Here is a 19,145-nt window from a genome sequence, read left to right on the forward strand (position 1 = left end):
CTGCGAGGGTCTGGATCGCCCCGGCTGCGGCGGCTGGGGCGGTCGATGCCGTGCGGCGGGGCGTCAGTTCTTGATCGGACGGCTGCCGGCGGGTGGCAACGGCCAGGCTGACCACATGGCGCTCCTCGACTGTTGCGTTCGAAATGACTTCGGTCAGGAGGTCAGGCTCCGCTGCCAGGAACGTCTCGGTGGCGTTCTCGCGGCCCGCGACCGGGCCCATCAGGCCGCCGAGACATCTCCAGCCGGCGGGCGGGATCTGCGCCATGGCCTGCGGCCGCCGTCTGATCTTCGTTTGTCCGCACGCCAATCGGTGATCGCTGGTGGCCGTATCCGTCTGCGCGCCTCCTGTCCCGCCGGATCGCCATCGACTGCTGGGGTATCTACGCTTGTTTTGGGGGCGCACGGCGCCCGTGCCTGGGCGCGCACCTAGCCGCTGGAGAGATCCATGTCCCAGAGCACGCACCAGCAGCACGGCCGTGGTCTCAGTGTTCTCGACGACCCGGCGCAGAATCGCGGCGTCGCCTACACCCGGGAGCAGCGCAAGGCGCTGGGTATCACCGGGCGGCTCCCCGCGGCCGTATTGAGCCTGGACGAGCAGGCCGAGCGGGCCCATCGGCAGTTGCAGGCACAGCCGGACGACCTGGCGAAGAATGTGTTCCTGGAGGAGCTGCACGACAGCGACGAGACGCTGTACTTCAAAGTTCTGATGGATCACCTCACGGAGTTGCTTCCGGTGGTCTACGACCCCACTGTCGGGGTGGCGATCGAGCGGTACAGCCACGAGTACCGCCGGCCGCGGGGACTGTTCCTGTCCATCGACGAACCGCAGCAGGTGGAGGAGGCGTTCGCAGGGCTCGGGCTGGGCCCGGACGACGTCGACCTGATCGTGGTCACCGACGCCGAGGAGATCCTCGGGATAGGCGACTGGGGTGTGGGCGGCATTCAGATCTCCGTCGGCAAGCTGGCGGTCTACACGGCTGCCGCAGGGGTGGATCCGACCCGAGTGATCCCGGTCTCGCTCGACGTGGGAACGGACAACGAGACGCTGCTCAACGACCCGCTGTACCTCGGCAACCGGCACTCCCGGCGTCGCGGCGCCGAGTACGACGCCTTCATCCGCACCTACCTGGAGACCGCCTCCCGGCACTTCCCGCACGCGTTGTTGCACTTCGAGGACTTCGGGCCCGGTAATGCCCGCCGCATCCTGGAGACGTACAAGGACCGCATGCGGATCTTCAACGACGACCTGCAGGGCACCGGAGCGATCACGATCGGCGCCGTCCTGTCGGCGCTGCGCATCACGGGCGTGCCGATGCGGGAGCAGCGGGTGGTGGTGTTCGGTGCCGGCACCGCGGGCGTCGGGATCGCCGACCAGCTGCGTGATGCGATGGTGCGCGACGGCGCGGCGCTCGATGAGGCCGTCGGCAGGATCTGGCTCATCGACAAGCAGGGTCTGCTCACCGACGACATGAGCGGACTGCGCGACTACCAGCAGCCCTACGCCCGGCGCGCCGCGGACGTGTCCGGCTGGGCCGTTGACCCGCACGGCGCCCCTTCGCTGCTGGACACCGTACGCAGGGCGCGCCCGACCATCCTCATCGGCACCTCGACCGCGCACGGCGCGTTCACCCGTGAGGTCGTCGAGGCGATGGGCGAGGCGGCCGAGCGGCCGATCATCTTCCCGCTCTCCAACCCGACCGAGCGCATCGAGGCCATGCCCGCCGACATCATCGCCTGGTCCGGGGGGAAGGCGCTGGTAACGGCCGGCATCCCGGTGGAGCCCGTGGAGTACAAGGGTGTCACCCACACCATCGGCCAGGCCAACAACGCGCTTCTCTACCCCGGCCTGGGGCTGGGTGCCATCGTGTCCCGCGCCGAGCGGGTCACCGACGGCATGCTGCTCGCCGCCGCCGAGGCCGTCGCCCGGCAGGTGGACGTCAGCGAGCCCGGGGCGTCACTGCTGCCCCCGGTGGCCGACCTGCGCGCCTCCTCGGCCGGTGTGGCCGTTGCCGTGGTCGAGGCGGCCCGGGCCGACGGGGTCGCCACCGCTGCCGTGGACGACCCTGTGCAGGCCGTGCAGGACGCGATGTGGCAGCCGGTCTACCACGACAGCGGCGGCACGTCATGACCGCGCGCCACCAGGAAGCCTCTGGCGCACCCCCGCAGACTCCCCCTCGTATCCTCGACCTGCCGGTGGGGCTGACCGCGACGGGCTCCCGCCGTGAGACCGACTCCATGGGCGAGATCGAGGTGCCGGCCGACCGCTACTGGGGCGCCCAGACCCAGCGGTCGCTGCTGCACTTCTCGATCGGCGACGACCGGATGCCGAAGGCCGTCTACCATGCGTACGGCTACGTCAAGAAGGCTGCGGCGCTGGTGAACGGCCGGGCGGGCAGGCTGCCGGGGTGGAAGGCCGGCCTCATCGCCCGGGTCGCGGACGAGGTGACCGGCGGTCAACTCGATGCGCACTTCCCGCTCTTCGTATGGCAGACCGGTTCCGGCACCCAGTCCAACATGAACACCAACGAGGTGATCAGCAACAGGGCCATTCAGCTCGTCGGCGGGGAGCTCGGTTCCAAGAGCCCGGTCCACCCCAACGACGACGTCAACATGGGGCAGTCCTCCAACGACACCTTCCCCACAGCCATGCACCTCGCCGCCGTTGTCGAGATCGAGGACCATCTGATCGCGCAGGTGCGGCGGCTGCGGGACGCCGTTGACGCCAAGGCCCGCGCCTGGCACGACGTGGTCAAGATCGGCCGGACGCACCTGGAGGACGCGGTCCCGCTGACGGTCGGCCAGGAATGGTCGGGATACACGCACCAGCTGGACGAAGCGCTGGAGCGGGTCCGCGCCACGCTGCCCGGGCTGTACGAGCTGGCCGCGGGCGGCACCGCCGTCGGCACCGGGCTCAATGCCCCTGACGGCTTCGGCACGGACATCGCGGCGCAGATCGCCGAGCTGACCGGCCGGCCGTTTCGGACCGCGCCGAACAAGTTCGCCGCGCAGGGCGGACTGGACGCCATGGTGGCGGCCTCGGCCGGTCTGCGGGCGCTGGCCGTACCGCTGATGAAGATCGCCAACGACATCCGGTGGCTGGCCTCCGGGCCGCGCTGCGGGTTCGGTGAACTCGTCCTCCCGGCGAACGAGCCGGGCAGCTCGATCATGCCCGGAAAGGTGAATCCGACCCAGTGCGAGGCCATGGTGATGGTCTGTATCCAGGTCCTGGGAGACGACTCGGCCGTCGCCTTCGCCGGCACGCAGGGCAACTTCGAGCTGAATGCGATGCGCCCCGTCATCATCAACAATTTCCTGCACTCGGCGAGGATTCTCGGCGACGCCTGCGGCAAGCTCCGCGAGTTCTGCATCGAGGGGATCGACCTCGACCGGAACCGGATCGGCGAGTTCGTGGACCGCTCCCTCATGCTGGTCACTGCCCTGTCCCCGGTACTCGGCTACGACCGGGCCTCGGCCATCGCGCACAAGGCCGACCACGAGGGCACCACACTGCGCGAAGCCGCCCTCGCCAGCGGCTACATCACCGCGGACCAATTCGACCGCATCGTGAAGCCGGAGCAGATGGTCTGAGCGGTGCCGGGGGCGCGTTCCGGCGTGATCGCATGGTTGATCCAGGGCGGTCGCGGTGACGCCCTACGGCGAGGGCGACGCGGCAAGCCCTCCTTGCATAATCATGCGAATACATACATACTCTTCCTATGTCTAAGGTTCTCACCTCCCTGCCCACCGGCGAGCGCGTCGGCATCGCTTTCTCGGGCGGCCTCGACACCTCCGTCGCGGTCGCGTGGATGCGCGACAAGGGTGCCGTCCCGTGCACCTACACCGCCGACATCGGCCAGTACGACGAGCCCGACATCGCGTCGGTGCCCGGCCGTGCGAAGGCCTACGGTGCCGAGGTCGCGCGCCTGGTCGACTGCCGGGAGGCGCTGGTCGAGGAGGGCCTGGCCGCGCTCGCCTGCGGCGCGTTCCACATCCGTTCGGGCGGCCGTGCCTACTTCAACACCACGCCGCTCGGCCGCGCCGTCACCGGCACCCTGCTGGTCCGGGCGATGCTCGAGGACGACGTACAGATCTGGGGCGACGGCTCGACGTTCAAGGGCAACGACATCGAGCGGTTCTACCGTTACGGCCTGCTCGCCAACCCCCACCTGCGCATCTACAAGCCGTGGCTCGACGCCGACTTCGTCTCCGAGCTGGGCGGCCGCAAGGAGATGTCGGAGTGGCTGGTCGCCCACGGGCTGCCGTACCGCGACAGCACCGAGAAGGCGTACTCGACCGACGCCAACATCTGGGGCGCCACCCACGAGGCCAAGACGCTGGAGCACCTCGACACCGGCGTGGAGACCGTGGAACCGATCATGGGCGTGCGGTTCTGGGATCCCTCGGTCGAGATCGCCGCCGAGGACGTGACGATCGGCTTCGACCAGGGCCGCCCGGTGACGATCAACGGCAAGGAGTTCGCCTCCCAGGTCGACCTGGTGATGGAGGCGAATGCGATCGGCGGCCGCCACGGCCTGGGCATGTCGGACCAGATCGAGAACCGGATCATCGAGGCGAAGAGCCGCGGCATCTACGAGGCACCCGGCATGGCGCTGCTGCACGCCGCGTACGAGCGCCTCGTCAACGCGATCCACAACGAGGACACCCTCGCCCACTACCACAACGAAGGACGGCGCCTCGGCCGGCTGATGTACGAGGGCCGCTGGCTGGACCCGCAGGCGCTGATGGTCCGCGAGTCGCTGCAGCGCTGGGTCGGCTCGGCGGTCACCGGCGAGGTGACCCTGCGGCTGCGGCGCGGTGAGGACTACTCGATCCTGAACACCACCGGCCCGGCGTTCAGCTACCACCCGGACAAGCTTTCGATGGAGCGCACCGAGGACTCGGCGTTCGGCCCGGTGGACCGGATCGGCCAGCTCACCATGCGCAACCTCGACATCGCCGACTCGCGCGCCAAGCTCGAGCAGTACGCCGGCCTCGGCATCGTCGGCACGACCCACCCCGCGCTGATCGGCGCCGCCCAGGCGGCGACCGGCCTGATCGGCACCATGCCGGAGGGCGGCGCCGAGGCCATCGCCTCCCGCGGTGAGGTCTCCGGCGACGACGAGCTGCTGGACCGCGCCGCGATGGAGTTCGGCACCGACTGACCGGTGCGCCGGCCCGCTCCGGGCAGGGGACCGGAGCGGGCCGCGCCCGGTCGCAGCCGGGAGGCCGGGGCCTCGGGCGGTTCGGCACAGCGCCGGCGTGCGAACCGCCCGAGGGCTCGCGGCCGCGTCGGCGCTGAGCCGGTGGACGGTCATGGGCGCACTCGTCCCTCCACCGTGCCGAAGGCGACCACGTACGGATGGCTGGTGGTCCCTGCCCTGCGGGCCGGGCGGTCGTTGAGCAGGCGGGGGACGGGACTGGGCGATGACCCAGGACAGTGACGGGGCCCGGAGGGATCTGGACCGCCGTGGCTCCGGCCGATCAAAGTCCTGTCAGACGGTCGGAGCGTCGGCGATGCGATAGCCCACCCCGGGCGTCGTCGTGATGACCGGTGGGCTGCCCAGCTTGCGGCGCAACCGGCCGATTGTGACGGTCACCGTGTTGGTGAAGGGGTCGGCGTTCTCGTCCCACACTTGTTCCAGGAGGTCCTCGGCGCTCAGGAAGCCCGGACTGGCGCGCAGCAGCGCCTCCAGGACGGCGAACTCCTTGACGGACAGCTCCAGCGGATGGCCGTCACGGAGGGCGGTCCGGCGTACCGGGTCGAGTTCGAGGCCGGCGGCGCGCAGCGCGCGGGCCCGGGCGGCCGGCCTGCGGCGGGCCAGGGACCGAATGCGCAGGATCAGCTCCGGGAAGTGGAAGGGCTTGGCAAGGTAGTCGTCGGCGCCGAGGGTGAGACCGCTGACCCGGTCGCCGGGCGCCCCGGCCGCAGTCAGCATCAGCACCGTCGCGCGATCGTCCCGCTCGGTGATCATCTGGCAGAGCGTGTCGCCGTGGATGCCGGGCAGGTCGCGGTCGAGGACCACCACGTCGTACGCGTTCAGGCCGAGCCTGGCGGCGGCGGCAAGACCGTCGTGCGCAACGTCGACGGCCATCCCCTGATCCCGCAGTCCCTCGGCGACGACCTCGGCGAGCGACCGCGCGTCCTCCACGACCAGAACCCTCACCATGTCACGCTTCCGAATCGGCCGGCGACAGCAGCGCCGCCGCAACGCGCAGGCCGCCCTCCGGCCGGGCCAGCAGGGCGAGGCAGCCGCCGTGCGCTGCGACGATCGCTGCGACGATCGACAACCCCAGGCCGGAACTCCCCTCCGACCCCGTCCGGTCGGCGCCGAGCCGCTCGAACGGCTGCGTCAGCCGGTCTACCTGACCCTGGTCGAGGACGCGCCCGCCGGTCTCGACGACGAGGCGTACCTCGCTGTCGTCGTGTTCGGTGAAGATCCGGATCCAGCCGCTTTCCTGGTTGTGCACGATTGCGTTGTCGACCATGTTCTCCACCATCCGGGACAGCAGCGCCGGACTACCCCGCGTCCAGGCGTTCGGCCGCACCTCGTCGTCGACGGTCAGCGTCTTCGCGGCAATGTCGGCGGCCCGTGCGGTCAGCGCCTCCCGTGCCAGCTTGCCGAGCGACACGGGGGTCCGGTCGGCGAGGGTGCCGTGCTGCGCCCGTGCAAGGACGAGGAAGCCGTCCAGCAGGTGATCCACCCGGTCGAGCTCGGTCCGCAACCGGCCGGCGAGCGCGACGGTCTGCGCCGCGGGCTCCGGTTTGGCGACGGCAACGTCCAGCGAAGCCCGCATCGTCGCCAGCGGCGTGCGCAGTTCGTGCGAGGCGTTGCCGACAAACCGGCGCTGCGCGACGAAGGAGGCTTCGAGGCGTTCCAGAAGACCGTCGACCGTGTCGGCGAGCTCCTTGACCTCGTCGACGGGTCCGGCCACGGCGAGCCGCTGATGCAGGTTCTCCGCGGAGATCCGCCGTGTCGCCGCGGTGATCAGCCGCAGCGGGCGCAGGACTCGGCCGGCGAGGACCCGGCCGAGCAGGAGCGAGACGCCCACCATCACCACCAGCGCGATCAGCGAGCCGACCAGCAGCTGGTGGCTCTGCTGCGCGTGCACGTCCGAGAGTTGCCTCTCCAGATCCCGGATCTGCTGCTCGGCGGCGAAGTTGGACCGGCCGGTGGGGGGCTGTTCAGGAGCGACGCTGGTCACCCGGCCACCGGACATCAGGTAGGTCAGGGCGAGCAGCACGATTCCGGACCCGAGGAACCCGGCAGCGTACAAGATCGTGAATCGCCGTCCGACGGTTCCGCTCCGCAGCTTGCCCATGTTCCTCTTCCCGCTCAGGTCCGCCCGGCTCAGGATGCCCCGCCGTACCTAACAGCAACATGACAGGGGCGGTTCGGACCACGTTATGGTCGAATCCGTAGAACCGGGTCCATGCTTACGACCAACGAACTACTCCGGCGGGAGTGGACCGGTTTCCGGCGTCCGGGCCGGCTGATCGCGATGGGGGCTGCGGCTCTGGTCGTCGTCGCCCTCGGTCTGCTCTATGCGTTCGGCAACCACGCGTCCTGCGACGGCCCGTGCCCGGCCGAACCAATCGGGCCGGACGGCTCCCTCGTCAACGACCAGTTCTACTTTCTGCATCGCGATCTGGGCGAGAACGGCAGCATCACGGTCCGGATGACGTCCATGGCGGGCACGATCACCTACCCACCGCCGAACCACGACCAGATCGTCCCGGGCCTGGTGCCCTGGGCGAAGGCCGGGATCATCATCAAGGACGGTGTCCGCCAGGGATCCTCCTACGCGGCGTTGATGCTCTCCGGCAGCCACGGCGTGCGGATGCAGTACGACTACCGCCATGACACCGCAGGCAGCGACGGTGGGGTATCGGCCAAGTCGCCGCGCTGGCTGCGGCTGACGCGGTCGGGCGGCACCATCACCGGCTACGAGTCCGCCGACGGCGAGCGGTGGGCAAAGGTCGGCACGGCGCGGCTGTCCGGGCTGCCCGAGACTGTGCAGGTCGGCCTGTTCGCCACCTCTCCCGGCGACCTGACGCTGCGGCCTGTCGGCCTCGGCGGTGCCACGGAAGAGGTGCGCTTCACGCAGGCCGCCGGTGTCTTCGACAACGTCGGCCTCAAGGGCGCGGCCTCCGCCGGGGGCTGGAGAAAAGACGCCGTCGGCGAGATGAACCAGACGGACTGGGAGAAGTACCACATGCCGTCCGGAGCGGTGCAGGAGGGCGGCACGATCACCATCACCGGCACCGGCGACATCGGGCCGGGAGGTGCCGAGGGTGGCGGCCGCCCGGTGGAGCGTACCCTCGGCGGCCTGACCCTCGGACTGCTCATCGTGCTCGTGGTCGCCGTGCGGTTCGTCACCTCCGAGTACCGCGGCACGCCGGTCACCCGCCGGGTGCTCGCGGCGAAGGCGGTCGTCGTCGGAGCCGTCACGTTTGTGACCGGTCTCCTCGCCGTGGGCATCGGGATCCCGGTCGGCGTGGCGATCTTGAAGGGGAACGGGATCTCCGTCATCGGGGTGTCCGCGCTCACCGGAGTGCGGGTCGTCGTCGGTACGGCCGCCGTGCTCGCCCTCGCCGCCATACTCGCGCTCGCGCTCGGCGCCCTGCTTCGGCGCGCCTGGCTCGCGATTTTCGTCGCCGTCCTGGCGATCGCGGTCCCGTACGCTGTGACGTCCTTCCCGCTGCTTGGCGACGGCCTGTCACAGTGGCTGCTGCGGGTTACTCCGGCCGCCAGCTTCGCCGCCCAGCAGACCCTCATCGAATATCCGCAGGTCGTCGCCCACTACGCGCCCTCCGCCGGATACTTCCCGCTTCCGTGGTGGGCCGGGGTCGCTGTGCTGTGTGCGTACGCGGTGATGCTTTTGGGGCTTGCTCTGAACCGCCTGCCGCAAAGCGATGAACGGGCCGGGCAACCGGTGCAGTGGAGGTGATTTTGACGGCGCGGGAGCCCGCGGGTTCCTGCGCCGTCATTGCGGACTGCCGGGATGCGGCGGCGTTGCATCCGGCCCAGATGGCAAAGTGACGCCGCTGGGACGGCTGCCGGTCATCACCGACGACATACTGCACACCATGCTGCGGCGCCGCGCGGGGTGGCGAGTCCGCCGAGCAGATCCAGCCCGACCTGATCATCCCCACCGGCCGGCGCAAGGGGCAGAGCCCCAGCGTCGCCGGCATCTACCGGACCCTCGCCGAACACGAGATGACCCAGGCGTACCCCGAGGCCATCGAGGCGGCCCACGCCGATTTCACCGCTCTCCAGGCCGCCGCCGACGTCCCGCCGCCCCGCGCAACCCACTTCCTGACGCCGGACACCGAGTCGTGGCGAACGGTTCAGGCTCCAAGAGCAATCTCACCGGTACTGGCTGTTCCGTTGGTCCCGAAGGCCGAAACCCAAGGGAACGCTGGATACTCTCCCGACATGAAGATCATATTGGGCAGTCTCGCGGCCGGGGCGGGATTGGGGGCGGCCACCTCGCTCGTCAACGCGCTTTCCTCCCCATACGCGGAGCTCGGCGCCCCGCTCACGGGGACCGTTTGGGCCAGCGCCGCAAAGGTGCTCAGCCTGCTGATGGACGCAGGCTGGTCCTGGGCCGCGCTGGCGGTGGCGATGGGCTGGCTGGCCAGGACACGGGCCTTGGGCGCGCTGGCCGGGGCCCTGGCGCTGATCGCCGCCACGGGGGCGTACTACGTGACGGACGCCCTCGTCTGGGGGGCCGGCACGGAAATGATCAGGTGGTGGGTGGTGGGTCTGCCGTTCGGGTTGGTCCTGGGTGCGGTGGGTGCAGCCATCAGGCGTCCTGGACTGACCGGCCTGCTTGCCGCGTTGACCGTGCCGGTGGGTGCTGCCGTGCAGATGGTCGTGCTGCCGCCCGGGCCGCACCTCACCGTGACCTCGGCGATGGTTCTCGCCGAGGTCATCGTCTGGACGGCCTCCGCGCTGGGTGCCGGATGGGCTGTCCGCCGTTTCTGGGCCACGAAGCGTGCAGGCACGGCCGGGTAGCAAAACCATCTCCCTGGTCATGGGCAAGCCGGCCGCCGCACCTCGCAGGATCTCGGCTCAGTCGCTGCCGAAACCCGTGAACAATCCGATGCCGTGTCAGCGCCAGGGTGACTCCCAAACCGCTGTCGAGGTGCTGTCGATCCCGTGGACAGAGCCACAGCGACCGCGGATGCGGGTCTCGCCGGGCGTCTGTACGAAGACGCGGCGGCCGCGTCGGCGCTGAGCTGATAGACGGTAGTGGGCACGCCCACCTCTCCCCCGGGCCCGACCGCGGTGTCACCGCCGGTGGCAAGAGCGCCGCGCGCCTGCGCAGGCGGTCTCACGAGTTCCACGGACGTACCTTCTCGCAAGTCAGCGACGCGGCCGGCCCTCCAGCGGGCTCACGGGTTCCTTCTACTCCTCGATATCGCCGATGGCGACGCGGAGGTCGTGCAAGCCCTGCAGGATCGCGATGACCGATGCCTCCGTCCGGTCGAGAGCTCGCCGGGTGGCCCGGATGTCACCGCGCTCGAAATAGAGCTGGGCGCTGAGTGCGTCCGTAGCCGCCACGACGGCCGCCCAGGACGCCGCCCGGTGAGCAGGCCCCTCCTCCTCGGCCCTCATGAGCTGCACCGCGGTGAGCTGCAACCGGTTCGCCAGCACGATGGACGAAACCTGTGAGTCGGGTCCTGCCTGCTCCGTCCATCCGAGGAGCACTTCGGCGACGTCCTCCAGCGGTTGCCCGCCCCTGCCGGTCGAGGCGGTGATTTCCAGTTCTGTCTTGGCCAGCAGGGCGCCCAGCAGTCGCAGCCGGTCCTCGGCCTGCGGGCCCTGGGGCCACACGTCCGGATCCAGTACTGGTTCAGCCCCCAGGGCGACAAGGGCTGCGTAGATCTGCTCCGCACTCACCGGGTGCACGCTTCTGATACTCACCCTCTCAGCTTCACCGCACGAAGGAGGCAGCGCACGCACCGCTCGCCGGTCCCTGTCGAGGACATCGCGTTGGTGCGTTCAGGGCAGCGGCGGCTCGGAGCGCTTTCAGGTACGTGGCGTCTGTTTCCGGACTCCGGGCGTGGCACCCGTGACGTGCCCCTTGTTACGGGTGTTGGGCCTTGTGGCGTGCGCGTCTTCGGTCCCTGGGATGCGTACGCCTGGGCCCTGGGCCCTCAGACCAGGGCCCTGCAGCTTTTTCCCGGGTGGTGCGACCGTGCACCGTGCCGGGTGGTGGGAAGCCGGGGAGCCCGGGCGTACCAGAGCGGCGTGCCACCGCCCTGTGCGGGTGGTGGCACGCCGGACCGGAAGGGTTGCACCCCGGGGGGCGGAAGGTGCGCCCTTGGTCAGGGGCGGGGCAGGGGCCGGTCAGCGGCGGTAGTCCCAGGAGTGGGTGTCCACGGTGCGGCCGCGGTTGTCGCGCAGGGTGGCCTTGTCGGCGTAGTTGCTCCAGATGTAGTCCCGGCTGCCCTGGTAGACGTCCTGGCGGGTGTCATAGCCGCGCCCGGTGTGGACGCGGACCGTGGCGCGGCCGGGCAGGCGCAGGTCGTCGAAGCGGTACAGGTTGCCGCTCTGGTCCGTGAGCGACCATCCGTCCAGGTCGACCGCGCGGCGGCCGGTGTTGGTGACCTCCACCCACTCCCGGTTCAGCGAACGGTTCGACCAGTCGTCACGGCCGGGGCTGTCGTACTGGATGTCGCCGAGGACAACGTTGGAGTACGGCTGGTGGCGGCCGTGGCCGTATCCGTGGTCGCTGTCGGCGGATGCCGGCATCGAAGCCGCGGCGACCACGGAACCGGCTGCCACAGCGGCAGCGGCGATGCGGCGGACGGTACGAGAAGCAGACATTGATGTCCCCTCAAGTAAGGGCGCCCAGGACCCAGTCAAGGGCCATGCTGCGCGGTGCGGTACCCGGTCCCTCAGGCCGAGAACCCAAAGACTGGAGCACCTCCCCCGCCACCGACGGCGACTCCGACACGTGTTACTCAATACGGACATTTCCGTAACTTACGGTTGCATCGATCACGCATCCTGCCCGGGCATGCCCTGACATCGGCTGCCAGATCCACGCACCCGTCCCGCAGCCGGGACCAAGCCGTTTTCGGGACAGCGACCGGAACCGTGCCGGTTCGACGAGGGTCATGTCGCCGTGCGACAGTGCGCAGGCCAGGCGGAGCACGTCGGTGACGGTGTCCAGGAGGAGGTTCGCGCCGGCGTCGAGGCGGGCGAGGTTGACGAGGGCGCGGTTCTCCCGGACCGGGATCGCCTCGGGCTGGGGGCCGTCGACGCAGTGCCCGGCGAGCGTGCCGAGGTCGCGCAGGTCCTCCTCGCCCAGCGGGGTGGTGCTGCCCGCCAGGGCCAGATACAGGGCGGTGGTCTCGTCGTCCAGGGTGCCGCCCAGGTGCAGGACCGTCACGCGGTCGCCCCAGGCGGCGATCAGCTCGTCGTGCGCGGCGAGCATCTGGGCGTACGTGTGCTGGTAGTTGCCGTACGACGGGAGGGTCAGCAGGTCGACCAGGCCGGTGCGCAGCTGGGCAAGTGTGCTCTGGCGCGACGCGTCGTCGGCGAGCGCCTCGGCGATGCACCGCGTCCAGAAGTCGAACGTGTCCGGCACGTTGGCCGGGAAGTCGGCGAAGTAGACGTTGTGCTGGACGTGGTCGCCGGTCATCTCGCGGACGGTGTCCAGGGTGCGCGCGGCGGTGTCGACGACCGTCTCCTCGGCCAGTGCCGACAGATGCTCCAGCAGGTTCGCCGAGAGCTTGAAGCCCGCGGACATCAGCGCGGCGTCGAACTGCCGTGCTGCGGCGCCTCCCTGCCCGGCGGGCCTCTGCCGGCGGACAGCTGAGCGACGGACTCGGAGGTGCCGGGTTGGACCTCGTGGCCGCGGGTCGGTTGTCTGGGCGAGGTCGAACGCGTTGCTGTCATGTGACATGAGACGGAGGGTGTCGGCAGCCCCGGCCTCGGTGCAGGGGGCTGGGCTTTCGAGGTCGGGTTCGGGGCCCATACCGGCCCGTTGCCCGGCAGGGAGGACCGGTTGGACTGATCACGCCCGCAGCCCGACCGGTCGGCCCGGTGGCCATCGTCTGCCTACACCGGACCCACCGGCGCCGCGCCCGGGCCTGTCTGACGGGCCAGCGGGTTGTTGCCTATCGAGTTGTGGACGCTGAAGCTCACCGCGCCGGAGCGGTACCGGTCGTCGGACCACTCGACCGGGCGGCCCTCGCGGGTGGTCGTGACCCGGCGCACCCGCAGCAGCGGACTCGTCCGGCGCACACCCAGCAGTTCGGCGTCCTGCGCGCCCGCCGCGACCGCGTCGATCAGATGCTCGCCGTACGCGAAGACCAGCCCCGTGTCCGCGAACAGCCGTTGCGTCACTGACGGACAGTCCGCCTCGATGCGCTCGACAGCCGGGGCGATCCAGTCCGCGTACACCGTCCGTTCCAGCAGCACCGGTTCCCCGTCCAGGCCGCGCAGCCGCAGGACCTGGAGCACCGGCACGCCGGCCGGCACCTGAAGGCGTACCGCGTCCTGGGCGGTCGCGGGGCGGTACTGCGAGGACACCACCCGGCCCGTCGCCGTACGGCCCATCGCGCGCGCCCACTGGGCGAAGCTGCGCAGCTCGGCGAAGCTCTGGTTGCGGCGGCTGGCGAGCACCACGCGCCGCGCGCCCTGCCGGGACCCGATCAGCCCCTCCGACGTCAGGGCGGCGACGGCCTGGCGGACGGTGCCGCGCGAGACGCCGTAGCGGGCAGCGAGTTCCGTCTCCGGGAGCAGCCGACTGCCCACCGCGTACTCCTCGCGATCGATCGCCCGGCGCAACTCCTCGGCGATCTCCTCGTGTCGGGCTGCCATGGTCCCCTCTCGTGCTGTGCGCAGTGTGCAGGTGAACCAGCGTAGACGAGAAGGGAAGCAGAGCGTTCCCCCCAAAGGCATCGGGCAAGTGTCCAGACGAATGGGGGTCACAGTTGCCCTCTTATTCACCGAGGCGACATCGAGGACGTGCCTACTGAGGCCGACTTGTTCAAACAAGTTCTCTGTCGAGCCCCTACGGGAATCACCGTCCGGGGGCGCCACCCCAGGAGAGATCGTGACCGTGTCCCTGTCCAGGATCGCCGTCCTCACCGGCGGCCTCGCCGTCGCCGCACTCGGCCTCAGCGCCTGTGGCGCAGCCACCAGCCAGTCCGCTGCCACCTCCGACGGCAAGACGGCCGCAACCGCAACCTCCGCGACGGACTTCGGCGGCATGGACAGCCTTGTCGCCGCGGCGAAGAAGGAGGGCACACTGCACGCGATGGCTCTGCCCCGCGACTGGGCCAACTACGGCGCGCTGATCGACGGCTTCACCAAGAAGTACGGCATCAAGGTCGAGGTCGAGAACCCCGACGGCAGCAGCCAGGACGAGATCAACGCGGTCACCTCGCGCAAGGGCCAGGACCGTGCCCCCGACGTGCTGGACCTGGGCAGCTCGTTCGCGCTGAGCGGGGCCCAGCAGGGACTGTTCGCGCCGTACAAGGTCGCCTCGTACGACGGCATACCGGCCGCGCAGAAGGACCCGCAGGCGCGCTGGTACAACGACTACGGCGGCTACATCTCCATCGGCTGCGACGCCAAGCGCGTCAAGCACTGCCCCACCACCTTCAAGGACCTGCTGAGGCCCGAGTACAAGGGCAAGGTCGCGCTCAACGGCAACCCGACCAAGTCCGGCTCCGCGTTCGGCGGCGTCTACGCGGCGGCCCTGGCGAACGGCGGTTCCCTCGACGAGATCCAGCCGGGACTGGACTTCTTCGCCCAGCTGAAGAAGAACGGCAACTACACGCCGGTCGAGTCGACCCCGGCAACCATCGAGAAGGGCGAGACGCCCATCAGTATCGACTGGGACTACCTCAACGCCGGCTACGCCGACGAGTTCAAGGGCAAGGGACTCGACTGGAAGGTCTCCGTCCCGTCCGACGGCCGGTACGCGCAGTACTACTCGCAGGCCATCACCAAGGACGCACCGCACCCCGCCGCCGCCCGCCTGTGGCAGGAGTACCTGTACAGCGCCGAGGGCCAGAACCTCTGGCTGGGGGGCTACGCCCGCCCGGCGCTGATGCCGGCCATGGAGAAGGCCGGGACGCTCGACAAGGACGCCGCCGCCAAGCTGCCCGAGGTCTCCGGCACGGTCGCGTTCCCGACCGAGGCCCAGCAGAACAAGGCCAAGGGCATCATCGCCCAGGGCTGGGGCAAGGCCGTCTCGGGATGACCTGCGGCACGACTGTCACTTCTGCGCCTGCCCGCGCCGACGCCGCGCCCGCCGCACCCTGCGCCCGGCGGCGCCGGCGCGGCGGGTGGCTCGCCGTCGTTCCGTTGCTCGTCTTCGTGGCGATCGCCTTCGGGATCCCGGCCCTGGCCATGCTGAACGGCGCGTTCACCGTCAAGGACCCGGCCACCGGCGCCACGTCCTACACCACCGCCAATCTGACCGCGTCGCTGCACGGTGCCTATCTGACGGCGCTCCTGGGCAGCGTCAAGCTGTCCGCCGTCTCGGCGGCCATCGGTACGCTGCTGGGGCTGCTGCTCGCCCAGGCCGTGGTGGTCTCCCGCTTCCGCGCACTGCGCGAGGCCGTACTCACCGCCTCCGGGGTGCTCGCGAACTTCGGCGGTGTCCCGCTCGCCTTCGCCTTCGTCGCGACGCTCGGCAACTCCGGCGTTCTCACAAACCACCTGGGTCTCGCCGACACGGGCTGGACCCTGTACAGCTTCTGGGGTCTGACCCTCACGTACCTCTATTTCCTGATCCCGTTGATGGTTCTCACCATCACGCCCGCTCTCGACGGGCTGCGCTCCCAGTGGCGCGAGGCCGCACAGAACAACGGCGCCACGCATGCCCAGTACTGGCGGCACGTCGCCCTGCCGGTGCTCGCGCCGTCGCTGCTCGGCGGCCTGGTGCTGCTGTTCGGCAGCGCGTTCGCCGCCTACGCCACCGCCGCCGCGATGGTCGGCAGCTCGGTCCCGCTGGTCACGCTGCAGATCGCCGACGCCATCTCCGGCAACGTCCTGGTCGGCCAGGAGAACGTGGCGCTGGCCCTCAGCCTCGACATGGTCCTCGTCGCGGGCCTGGTGATGGCCGTGTACCTGCCCCTGCAACGACGGAGCGCGCGATGGCTCGCCTGAACACCAGCTTCCGCCCCTGGCGGGCCGCGGTCCTCGCCGTCGCCGCGCTGTACTTCCTGGTGCCGCTGGCAGCCTCCGTCATCTTCACGGTCGACGTGCCGGGGCAGGGCCTGAACGCCGACGCGTATGCGCAGATCCTGGGCACCGACGGCTTCCTGCCCAGCCTGGTGCTCTCCCTCGAACTGGCCGCCGCCACGATCGCGGTCGTTCTGCTGCTGATGGTGCCCGCCATGGTCGCGCTGCGGCTCGGCGCGCCCCGGCTGCGGCCCGTCGTCGAGGTCGTCTGCTCGCTGCCGCTGATCGTCCCGCCGATCGCGTTCGTCGCCGGGATCGGAACGGTCCTCAAGTGGGGTCCCCAGTACCTCGCGGCGACGCCGCTCTTCCAGACGTTCGTCGCGCTCCAGAACCCGAACTTCCCGATCGTGCTGGTCCTCGCCTACGTCGTGATGGCTCTGCCGTTCGTCCACCGTGCCCTCGACGCGGGGCTGCGCGCGGCCGATGTGCGCACGCTCGTCGAGGCCGCGCGCAGCTGCGGCGCCAGCTGGCCACAGGCCCTGGTCCGCGCGGTGCTTCCGAATCTCCGCGGCGCGCTGCTGAACGCGGCGTTCCTCACGCTGGCGCTCGTGCTGGGCGAGTTCACGGTCGCCCAGCTCCTCGGCTTCCAGCCATTCGCCGTCTGGATCTACAGCATCGGCGGCTCACAGGCCCAGATGTCCGTCGCCGTGTCCGTGCTCAGCCTGTTCGTGACCTGGGCACTCCTGCTGGCCGTCGCCACCCTCGGCGGCCGCCGCACCCCCTCCCGTACCGCCTCCCAGGGATGACCCCCACCATGACGATCACCACGCAGGAGAAGGCTGCCGCGACCGGCGCCGCAACCGTCGAATTCCGCGGTATGCGCCGCAGGTTCGGCGAGACCGTCGCGCTCGACGGTCTCGACCTGACCGCGCGGCCCGGTGAACTCCTCGCCCTGCTCGGCCCGTCCGGCTGCGGCAAGACCACCGCGCTGCGCATGCTCGCCGGGTTCGAGCACCCGGACTTGGGCGAGGTCCTCGTCGACGGCGAGGACGTGACCGGGGTGCCGGCCCACCGCCGCGACGCCGGGATGGTCTTCCAGTCGTACAGCCTCTTCCCGCACCTCAGCGCGCTCGACAACGTCGCGTTCGGGATGCGCATGCGCAAGGTGCGAACGGCCGAGCGGCGCGACCGCGCCGCCGAACTGCTGGAGCTGGTCGGCCTCGGGGGCCTGGGGACACGGTTTCCGCACCAGCTCTCCGGCGGGCAGCAGCAGCGCGTCGCGCTCGCCCGCGCGCTCGCGCTGCGCCCGCGGGTCCTGCTGCTCGACGAACCGCTGTCCGCGCTCGACGCCAAGGTGCGGCTGACGCTCCGCGAGGAGATCCGCCGCCTGCAGCAGGAACTCGCCATCACCACACTCTTCGTGACACATGATCAGGAAGAGGCACTCTCGATGGCCGACCGGGTCGCCGTGATGCGTGCAGGGCGGCTGGAGCAGTGCGCGGCCCCCGCCGAGCTGTACGCGCGGCCCGCCACGGCGTTCGTTGCCGAGTTCGTCGGCACCATGAGCCGGATCCCGGGCGTCCTCGACGCCGGGCGCACCACGGTGGCGGTCCTGGGACGACGGCTGCCCGTGGACGGCCGGCCGGGCGAGAGCGACGACGTGGACGTCCTCGTGCGGCCCGAGGCCGTCCGGCTCACCGCGGACGACACCGGCAACGCCCAGGTCGCCGCCACCGCCTTCCTCGGCGCCGCCACCCGTGTCACCGTCCGCCTCGCCGACGGCACCGAGATCAAGGCCGACCTGCAGACGCACGAGGCAGCGGCACTCGCCCCGGGCGCTGCCGTGACCGTCACCCTCCCTGACCGGCCGGTGCTGGTCGCGGCGCGCCGCGGCTGAGCCCCGGCGCCGGCCGCATACGAATGCCCGCAGGACGTCTGCGGCCGTACCGCCCCGCAGCCCTGCGGTACGTCAGTACCCGTACCACGTCGACCCGCTGAAAGAGACCTCCGTGACGCGCCCCCGCACCACCCCCGTCCAGCCATCCCTGCTGAAGGCCGTGCTCTTCGACATGGACGGCACCCTCGTGGACACCGAGCAGCTGTGGTGGGCGGCCGTCGACGAGGTGGCCGCGGGGCTGGGGTACGCGCTCACCGAAGCCGACCTGCCCGATGTGCTGGGCCGCCCCGTGGAGCACACGGCGACGGTGCTGGGCCGGGCCGCCGGCGCGCCGGCCGGCGTGGTCGCCGCTGAGCTCCACCGGAAGTTCGCGGCCCGGGTGCGTGCCGGCGTCGTGCCGCGCCCCGGCGCGGTCGAACTGCTCGTGGCGCTGCGCGGCGAGGGCGTTCCGACCGCCCTTGTCACGGCCTCGCCGCGGCACGTCGCCGACACCGTCGTGAAGGCCCTGGAGTCGCTGGGCGCGGGCCGGTTCACCACCACGGTCACCGCCGACGACACGCTCCGCACGAAACCCGACCCCGACCCGTACCTCGCCGCCTGCCGGGCCCTGGGTGTGGCCCCGGCCGCCTGTGTGGCGGTGGAGGACACTCCCACGGGCGTCGCTTCGGCGGAGGCGGCGGGCTGCCACGTCCTCGCGGTCCCGTCCGTCGCGCCGATCGGACCGGCACCCCGGCGCACGGTTCTCGGGAGCCTGAAGGAGGCGTCCCCGGGGCTGCTGAGTGCGCTGGTCGGCGCCGGGGTGCCGGGGCCTTGTGTGCTCGGCGAGCCGGCGCCGGCTCACGGGACGCGTGTTCCCGGCGAACCCGACGGCGGATTTGCCCCTGCCCTTCCCGCAAGGCGCCGCCATGCTCCGCCATCGCGCCCCCGGCCGGGAGCGTGACCCGGCCTTCGACGCCGCCCTCCCCCGGAGTACGTGGCCGACGCGGCCGGGGCGGGGCGTGTTCGGCGGGCCGGCCCGGTGGAGTGTCCCGGACGGGCGGGACCGGGAGGCGCCCGCCGGGCCGCCCGACGCGTCCGGGCTCGGACCGCGG

Annotated in this window: 14 protein-coding genes and 2 pseudogenes; 10 read left to right on the forward strand and 6 right to left on the reverse strand. The window is 70.8% G+C overall.

The annotated features are described in order from the left end of the window. Positions 1-445: 445 nt before the first annotated feature. The 3 genes from ACIBB8_RS23220 to argG all read left to right on the forward strand — a co-directional run bounded on the left by ACIBB8_RS23220 (position 446) and on the right by argG (position 5,162). Positions 446-2,128, forward strand: coding sequence for an NAD-dependent malic enzyme (locus ACIBB8_RS23220; protein ID WP_398954985.1), 1,683 nt, complete (start codon positions 446-448; stop codon positions 2,126-2,128). Beyond that, the gene (gene fumC, locus ACIBB8_RS23225) at positions 2,125-3,588 is read left to right on the forward strand and encodes a class II fumarate hydratase (protein WP_398954987.1); all 1,464 of its coding nucleotides are present in this window, start codon (positions 2,125-2,127) and stop codon (positions 3,586-3,588) included. Before ACIBB8_RS23220 ends, fumC begins: the two co-directional genes overlap by 4 nt. A gap of 128 nt (positions 3,589-3,716) precedes the next feature. Beyond that, the gene (gene argG / locus ACIBB8_RS23230; protein ID WP_398954989.1) at positions 3,717-5,162 is read left to right on the forward strand and encodes an argininosuccinate synthase; all 1,446 of its coding nucleotides are present in this window, start codon (positions 3,717-3,719) and stop codon (positions 5,160-5,162) included. 330 nt (positions 5,163-5,492) lie between these two features. Here argG and ACIBB8_RS23235 read toward each other — a convergent pair whose 3' ends face one another. Further along, on the reverse strand, positions 5,493-6,164 hold the full coding sequence (locus ACIBB8_RS23235) for a response regulator transcription factor (protein ID WP_398955035.1): 672 nt from the start codon (positions 6,162-6,164) through the stop codon (positions 5,493-5,495). A 4-nt stretch (positions 6,165-6,168) separates the two neighbouring features. After that, positions 6,169-7,320: a sensor histidine kinase gene (locus ACIBB8_RS23240; RefSeq protein ID WP_398954991.1), complete on the reverse strand. Its 1,152-nt coding sequence runs from the start codon at positions 7,318-7,320 to the stop codon at positions 6,169-6,171. A gap of 111 nt (positions 7,321-7,431) precedes the next feature. On the opposite strand from ACIBB8_RS23240, the gene ACIBB8_RS23245 reads away from it, so the two are divergent. Together ACIBB8_RS23245 and ACIBB8_RS23250 are read left to right on the forward strand one after the other, a co-directional pair. Continuing rightward, the gene (locus ACIBB8_RS23245; RefSeq protein WP_398954993.1) at positions 7,432-8,949 is read left to right on the forward strand and encodes a hypothetical protein; all 1,518 of its coding nucleotides are present in this window, start codon (positions 7,432-7,434) and stop codon (positions 8,947-8,949) included. Between the two features lie 488 nt (positions 8,950-9,437). Then, positions 9,438-10,019, forward strand: coding sequence for a hypothetical protein (locus ACIBB8_RS23250; protein WP_398954995.1), 582 nt, complete (start codon positions 9,438-9,440; stop codon positions 10,017-10,019). 393 nt (positions 10,020-10,412) lie between these two features. Here ACIBB8_RS23250 and ACIBB8_RS23255 read toward each other — a convergent pair whose 3' ends face one another. From ACIBB8_RS23255 to ACIBB8_RS23270, 4 genes and pseudogenes are all read right to left on the reverse strand, one after another. Next, entirely contained in the window at positions 10,413-10,931 is a 519-nt protein-coding gene (locus ACIBB8_RS23255) for a hypothetical protein (protein WP_398954996.1), read from the reverse strand. A 426-nt stretch (positions 10,932-11,357) separates the two neighbouring features. Continuing rightward, complete coding sequence (locus tag ACIBB8_RS23260) at positions 11,358-11,837, reverse strand: lamin tail domain-containing protein (RefSeq protein WP_398954998.1); 480 nt, start codon at positions 11,835-11,837, stop codon at positions 11,358-11,360. 253 nt (positions 11,838-12,090) lie between these two features. Continuing rightward, positions 12,091-12,813, reverse strand: a pseudogene (locus tag ACIBB8_RS23265) (hypothetical protein); the annotation flags it as partial. Between the two features lie 263 nt (positions 12,814-13,076). Next, positions 13,077-13,841, reverse strand: coding sequence for a GntR family transcriptional regulator (locus ACIBB8_RS23270; RefSeq protein ID WP_398955000.1), 765 nt, complete (start codon positions 13,839-13,841; stop codon positions 13,077-13,079). A gap of 235 nt (positions 13,842-14,076) precedes the next feature. Between ACIBB8_RS23270 and ACIBB8_RS23275 the strand changes: the two genes are divergently transcribed. The 5 genes and pseudogenes from ACIBB8_RS23275 to ACIBB8_RS23295 all read left to right on the forward strand — a co-directional run. Next, complete coding sequence (locus ACIBB8_RS23275) at positions 14,077-15,231, forward strand: ABC transporter substrate-binding protein (RefSeq protein ID WP_398955002.1); 1,155 nt, start codon at positions 14,077-14,079, stop codon at positions 15,229-15,231. After that, positions 15,228-16,142, forward strand: coding sequence for an ABC transporter permease (locus ACIBB8_RS23280; protein WP_398955004.1), 915 nt, complete (start codon positions 15,228-15,230; stop codon positions 16,140-16,142). The genes ACIBB8_RS23275 and ACIBB8_RS23280 overlap by 4 nt, the downstream gene beginning before the upstream one ends. Next, on the forward strand, positions 16,130-16,963 hold the full coding sequence (locus ACIBB8_RS23285; RefSeq protein WP_398955006.1) for an ABC transporter permease: 834 nt from the start codon (positions 16,130-16,132) through the stop codon (positions 16,961-16,963). Before ACIBB8_RS23280 ends, ACIBB8_RS23285 begins: the two co-directional genes overlap by 13 nt. An 8-nt stretch (positions 16,964-16,971) precedes the next feature. Further along, complete coding sequence (locus ACIBB8_RS23290) at positions 16,972-18,054, forward strand: ABC transporter ATP-binding protein (protein ID WP_398955008.1); 1,083 nt, start codon at positions 16,972-16,974, stop codon at positions 18,052-18,054. A gap of 97 nt (positions 18,055-18,151) precedes the next feature. Continuing rightward, positions 18,152-18,844, forward strand: a pseudogene (locus tag ACIBB8_RS23295) (HAD family hydrolase); the annotation flags it as partial. Positions 18,845-19,145: the final 301 nt, after the last annotated feature.

Origin of the sequence: Streptomyces sp. NPDC051286 (genome assembly GCF_044455345.1) — a bacterium.
Lineage (GTDB): Bacteria > Actinomycetota > Actinomycetes > Streptomycetales > Streptomycetaceae > Streptomyces.

Bases quoted from the DNA above. Each gene is read 5' to 3' on its own strand.
- ACIBB8_RS23280 (WP_398955004.1), top strand. From the start codon at position 15,228: ATGACCTGCGGCACGACTGTCACTTCTGCGCCTGCCCGCGCCGACGCC.
- ACIBB8_RS23250 (WP_398954995.1), top strand. From the start codon at position 9,438: ATGAAGATCATATTGGGCAGTCTCGCGGCCGGGGCGGGATTGGGGGCG.
- ACIBB8_RS23245 (WP_398954993.1), top strand. From the start codon at position 7,432: ATGCTTACGACCAACGAACTACTCCGGCGGGAGTGGACCGGTTTCCGG.
- fumC (WP_398954987.1), top strand. From the start codon at position 2,125: ATGACCGCGCGCCACCAGGAAGCCTCTGGCGCACCCCCGCAGACTCCC.
- ACIBB8_RS23260 (WP_398954998.1), bottom strand. From the start codon at position 11,837: ATGTCTGCTTCTCGTACCGTCCGCCGCATCGCCGCTGCCGCTGTGGCA.
- ACIBB8_RS23270 (WP_398955000.1), bottom strand. From the start codon at position 13,841: ATGGCAGCCCGACACGAGGAGATCGCCGAGGAGTTGCGCCGGGCGATC.
- ACIBB8_RS23220 (WP_398954985.1), top strand. From the start codon at position 446: ATGTCCCAGAGCACGCACCAGCAGCACGGCCGTGGTCTCAGTGTTCTC.
- argG (WP_398954989.1), top strand. From the start codon at position 3,717: ATGTCTAAGGTTCTCACCTCCCTGCCCACCGGCGAGCGCGTCGGCATC.
- ACIBB8_RS23290 (WP_398955008.1), top strand. From the start codon at position 16,972: ATGACGATCACCACGCAGGAGAAGGCTGCCGCGACCGGCGCCGCAACC.
- ACIBB8_RS23285 (WP_398955006.1), top strand. From the start codon at position 16,130: ATGGCTCGCCTGAACACCAGCTTCCGCCCCTGGCGGGCCGCGGTCCTC.
- ACIBB8_RS23240 (WP_398954991.1), bottom strand. From the start codon at position 7,320: ATGGGCAAGCTGCGGAGCGGAACCGTCGGACGGCGATTCACGATCTTG.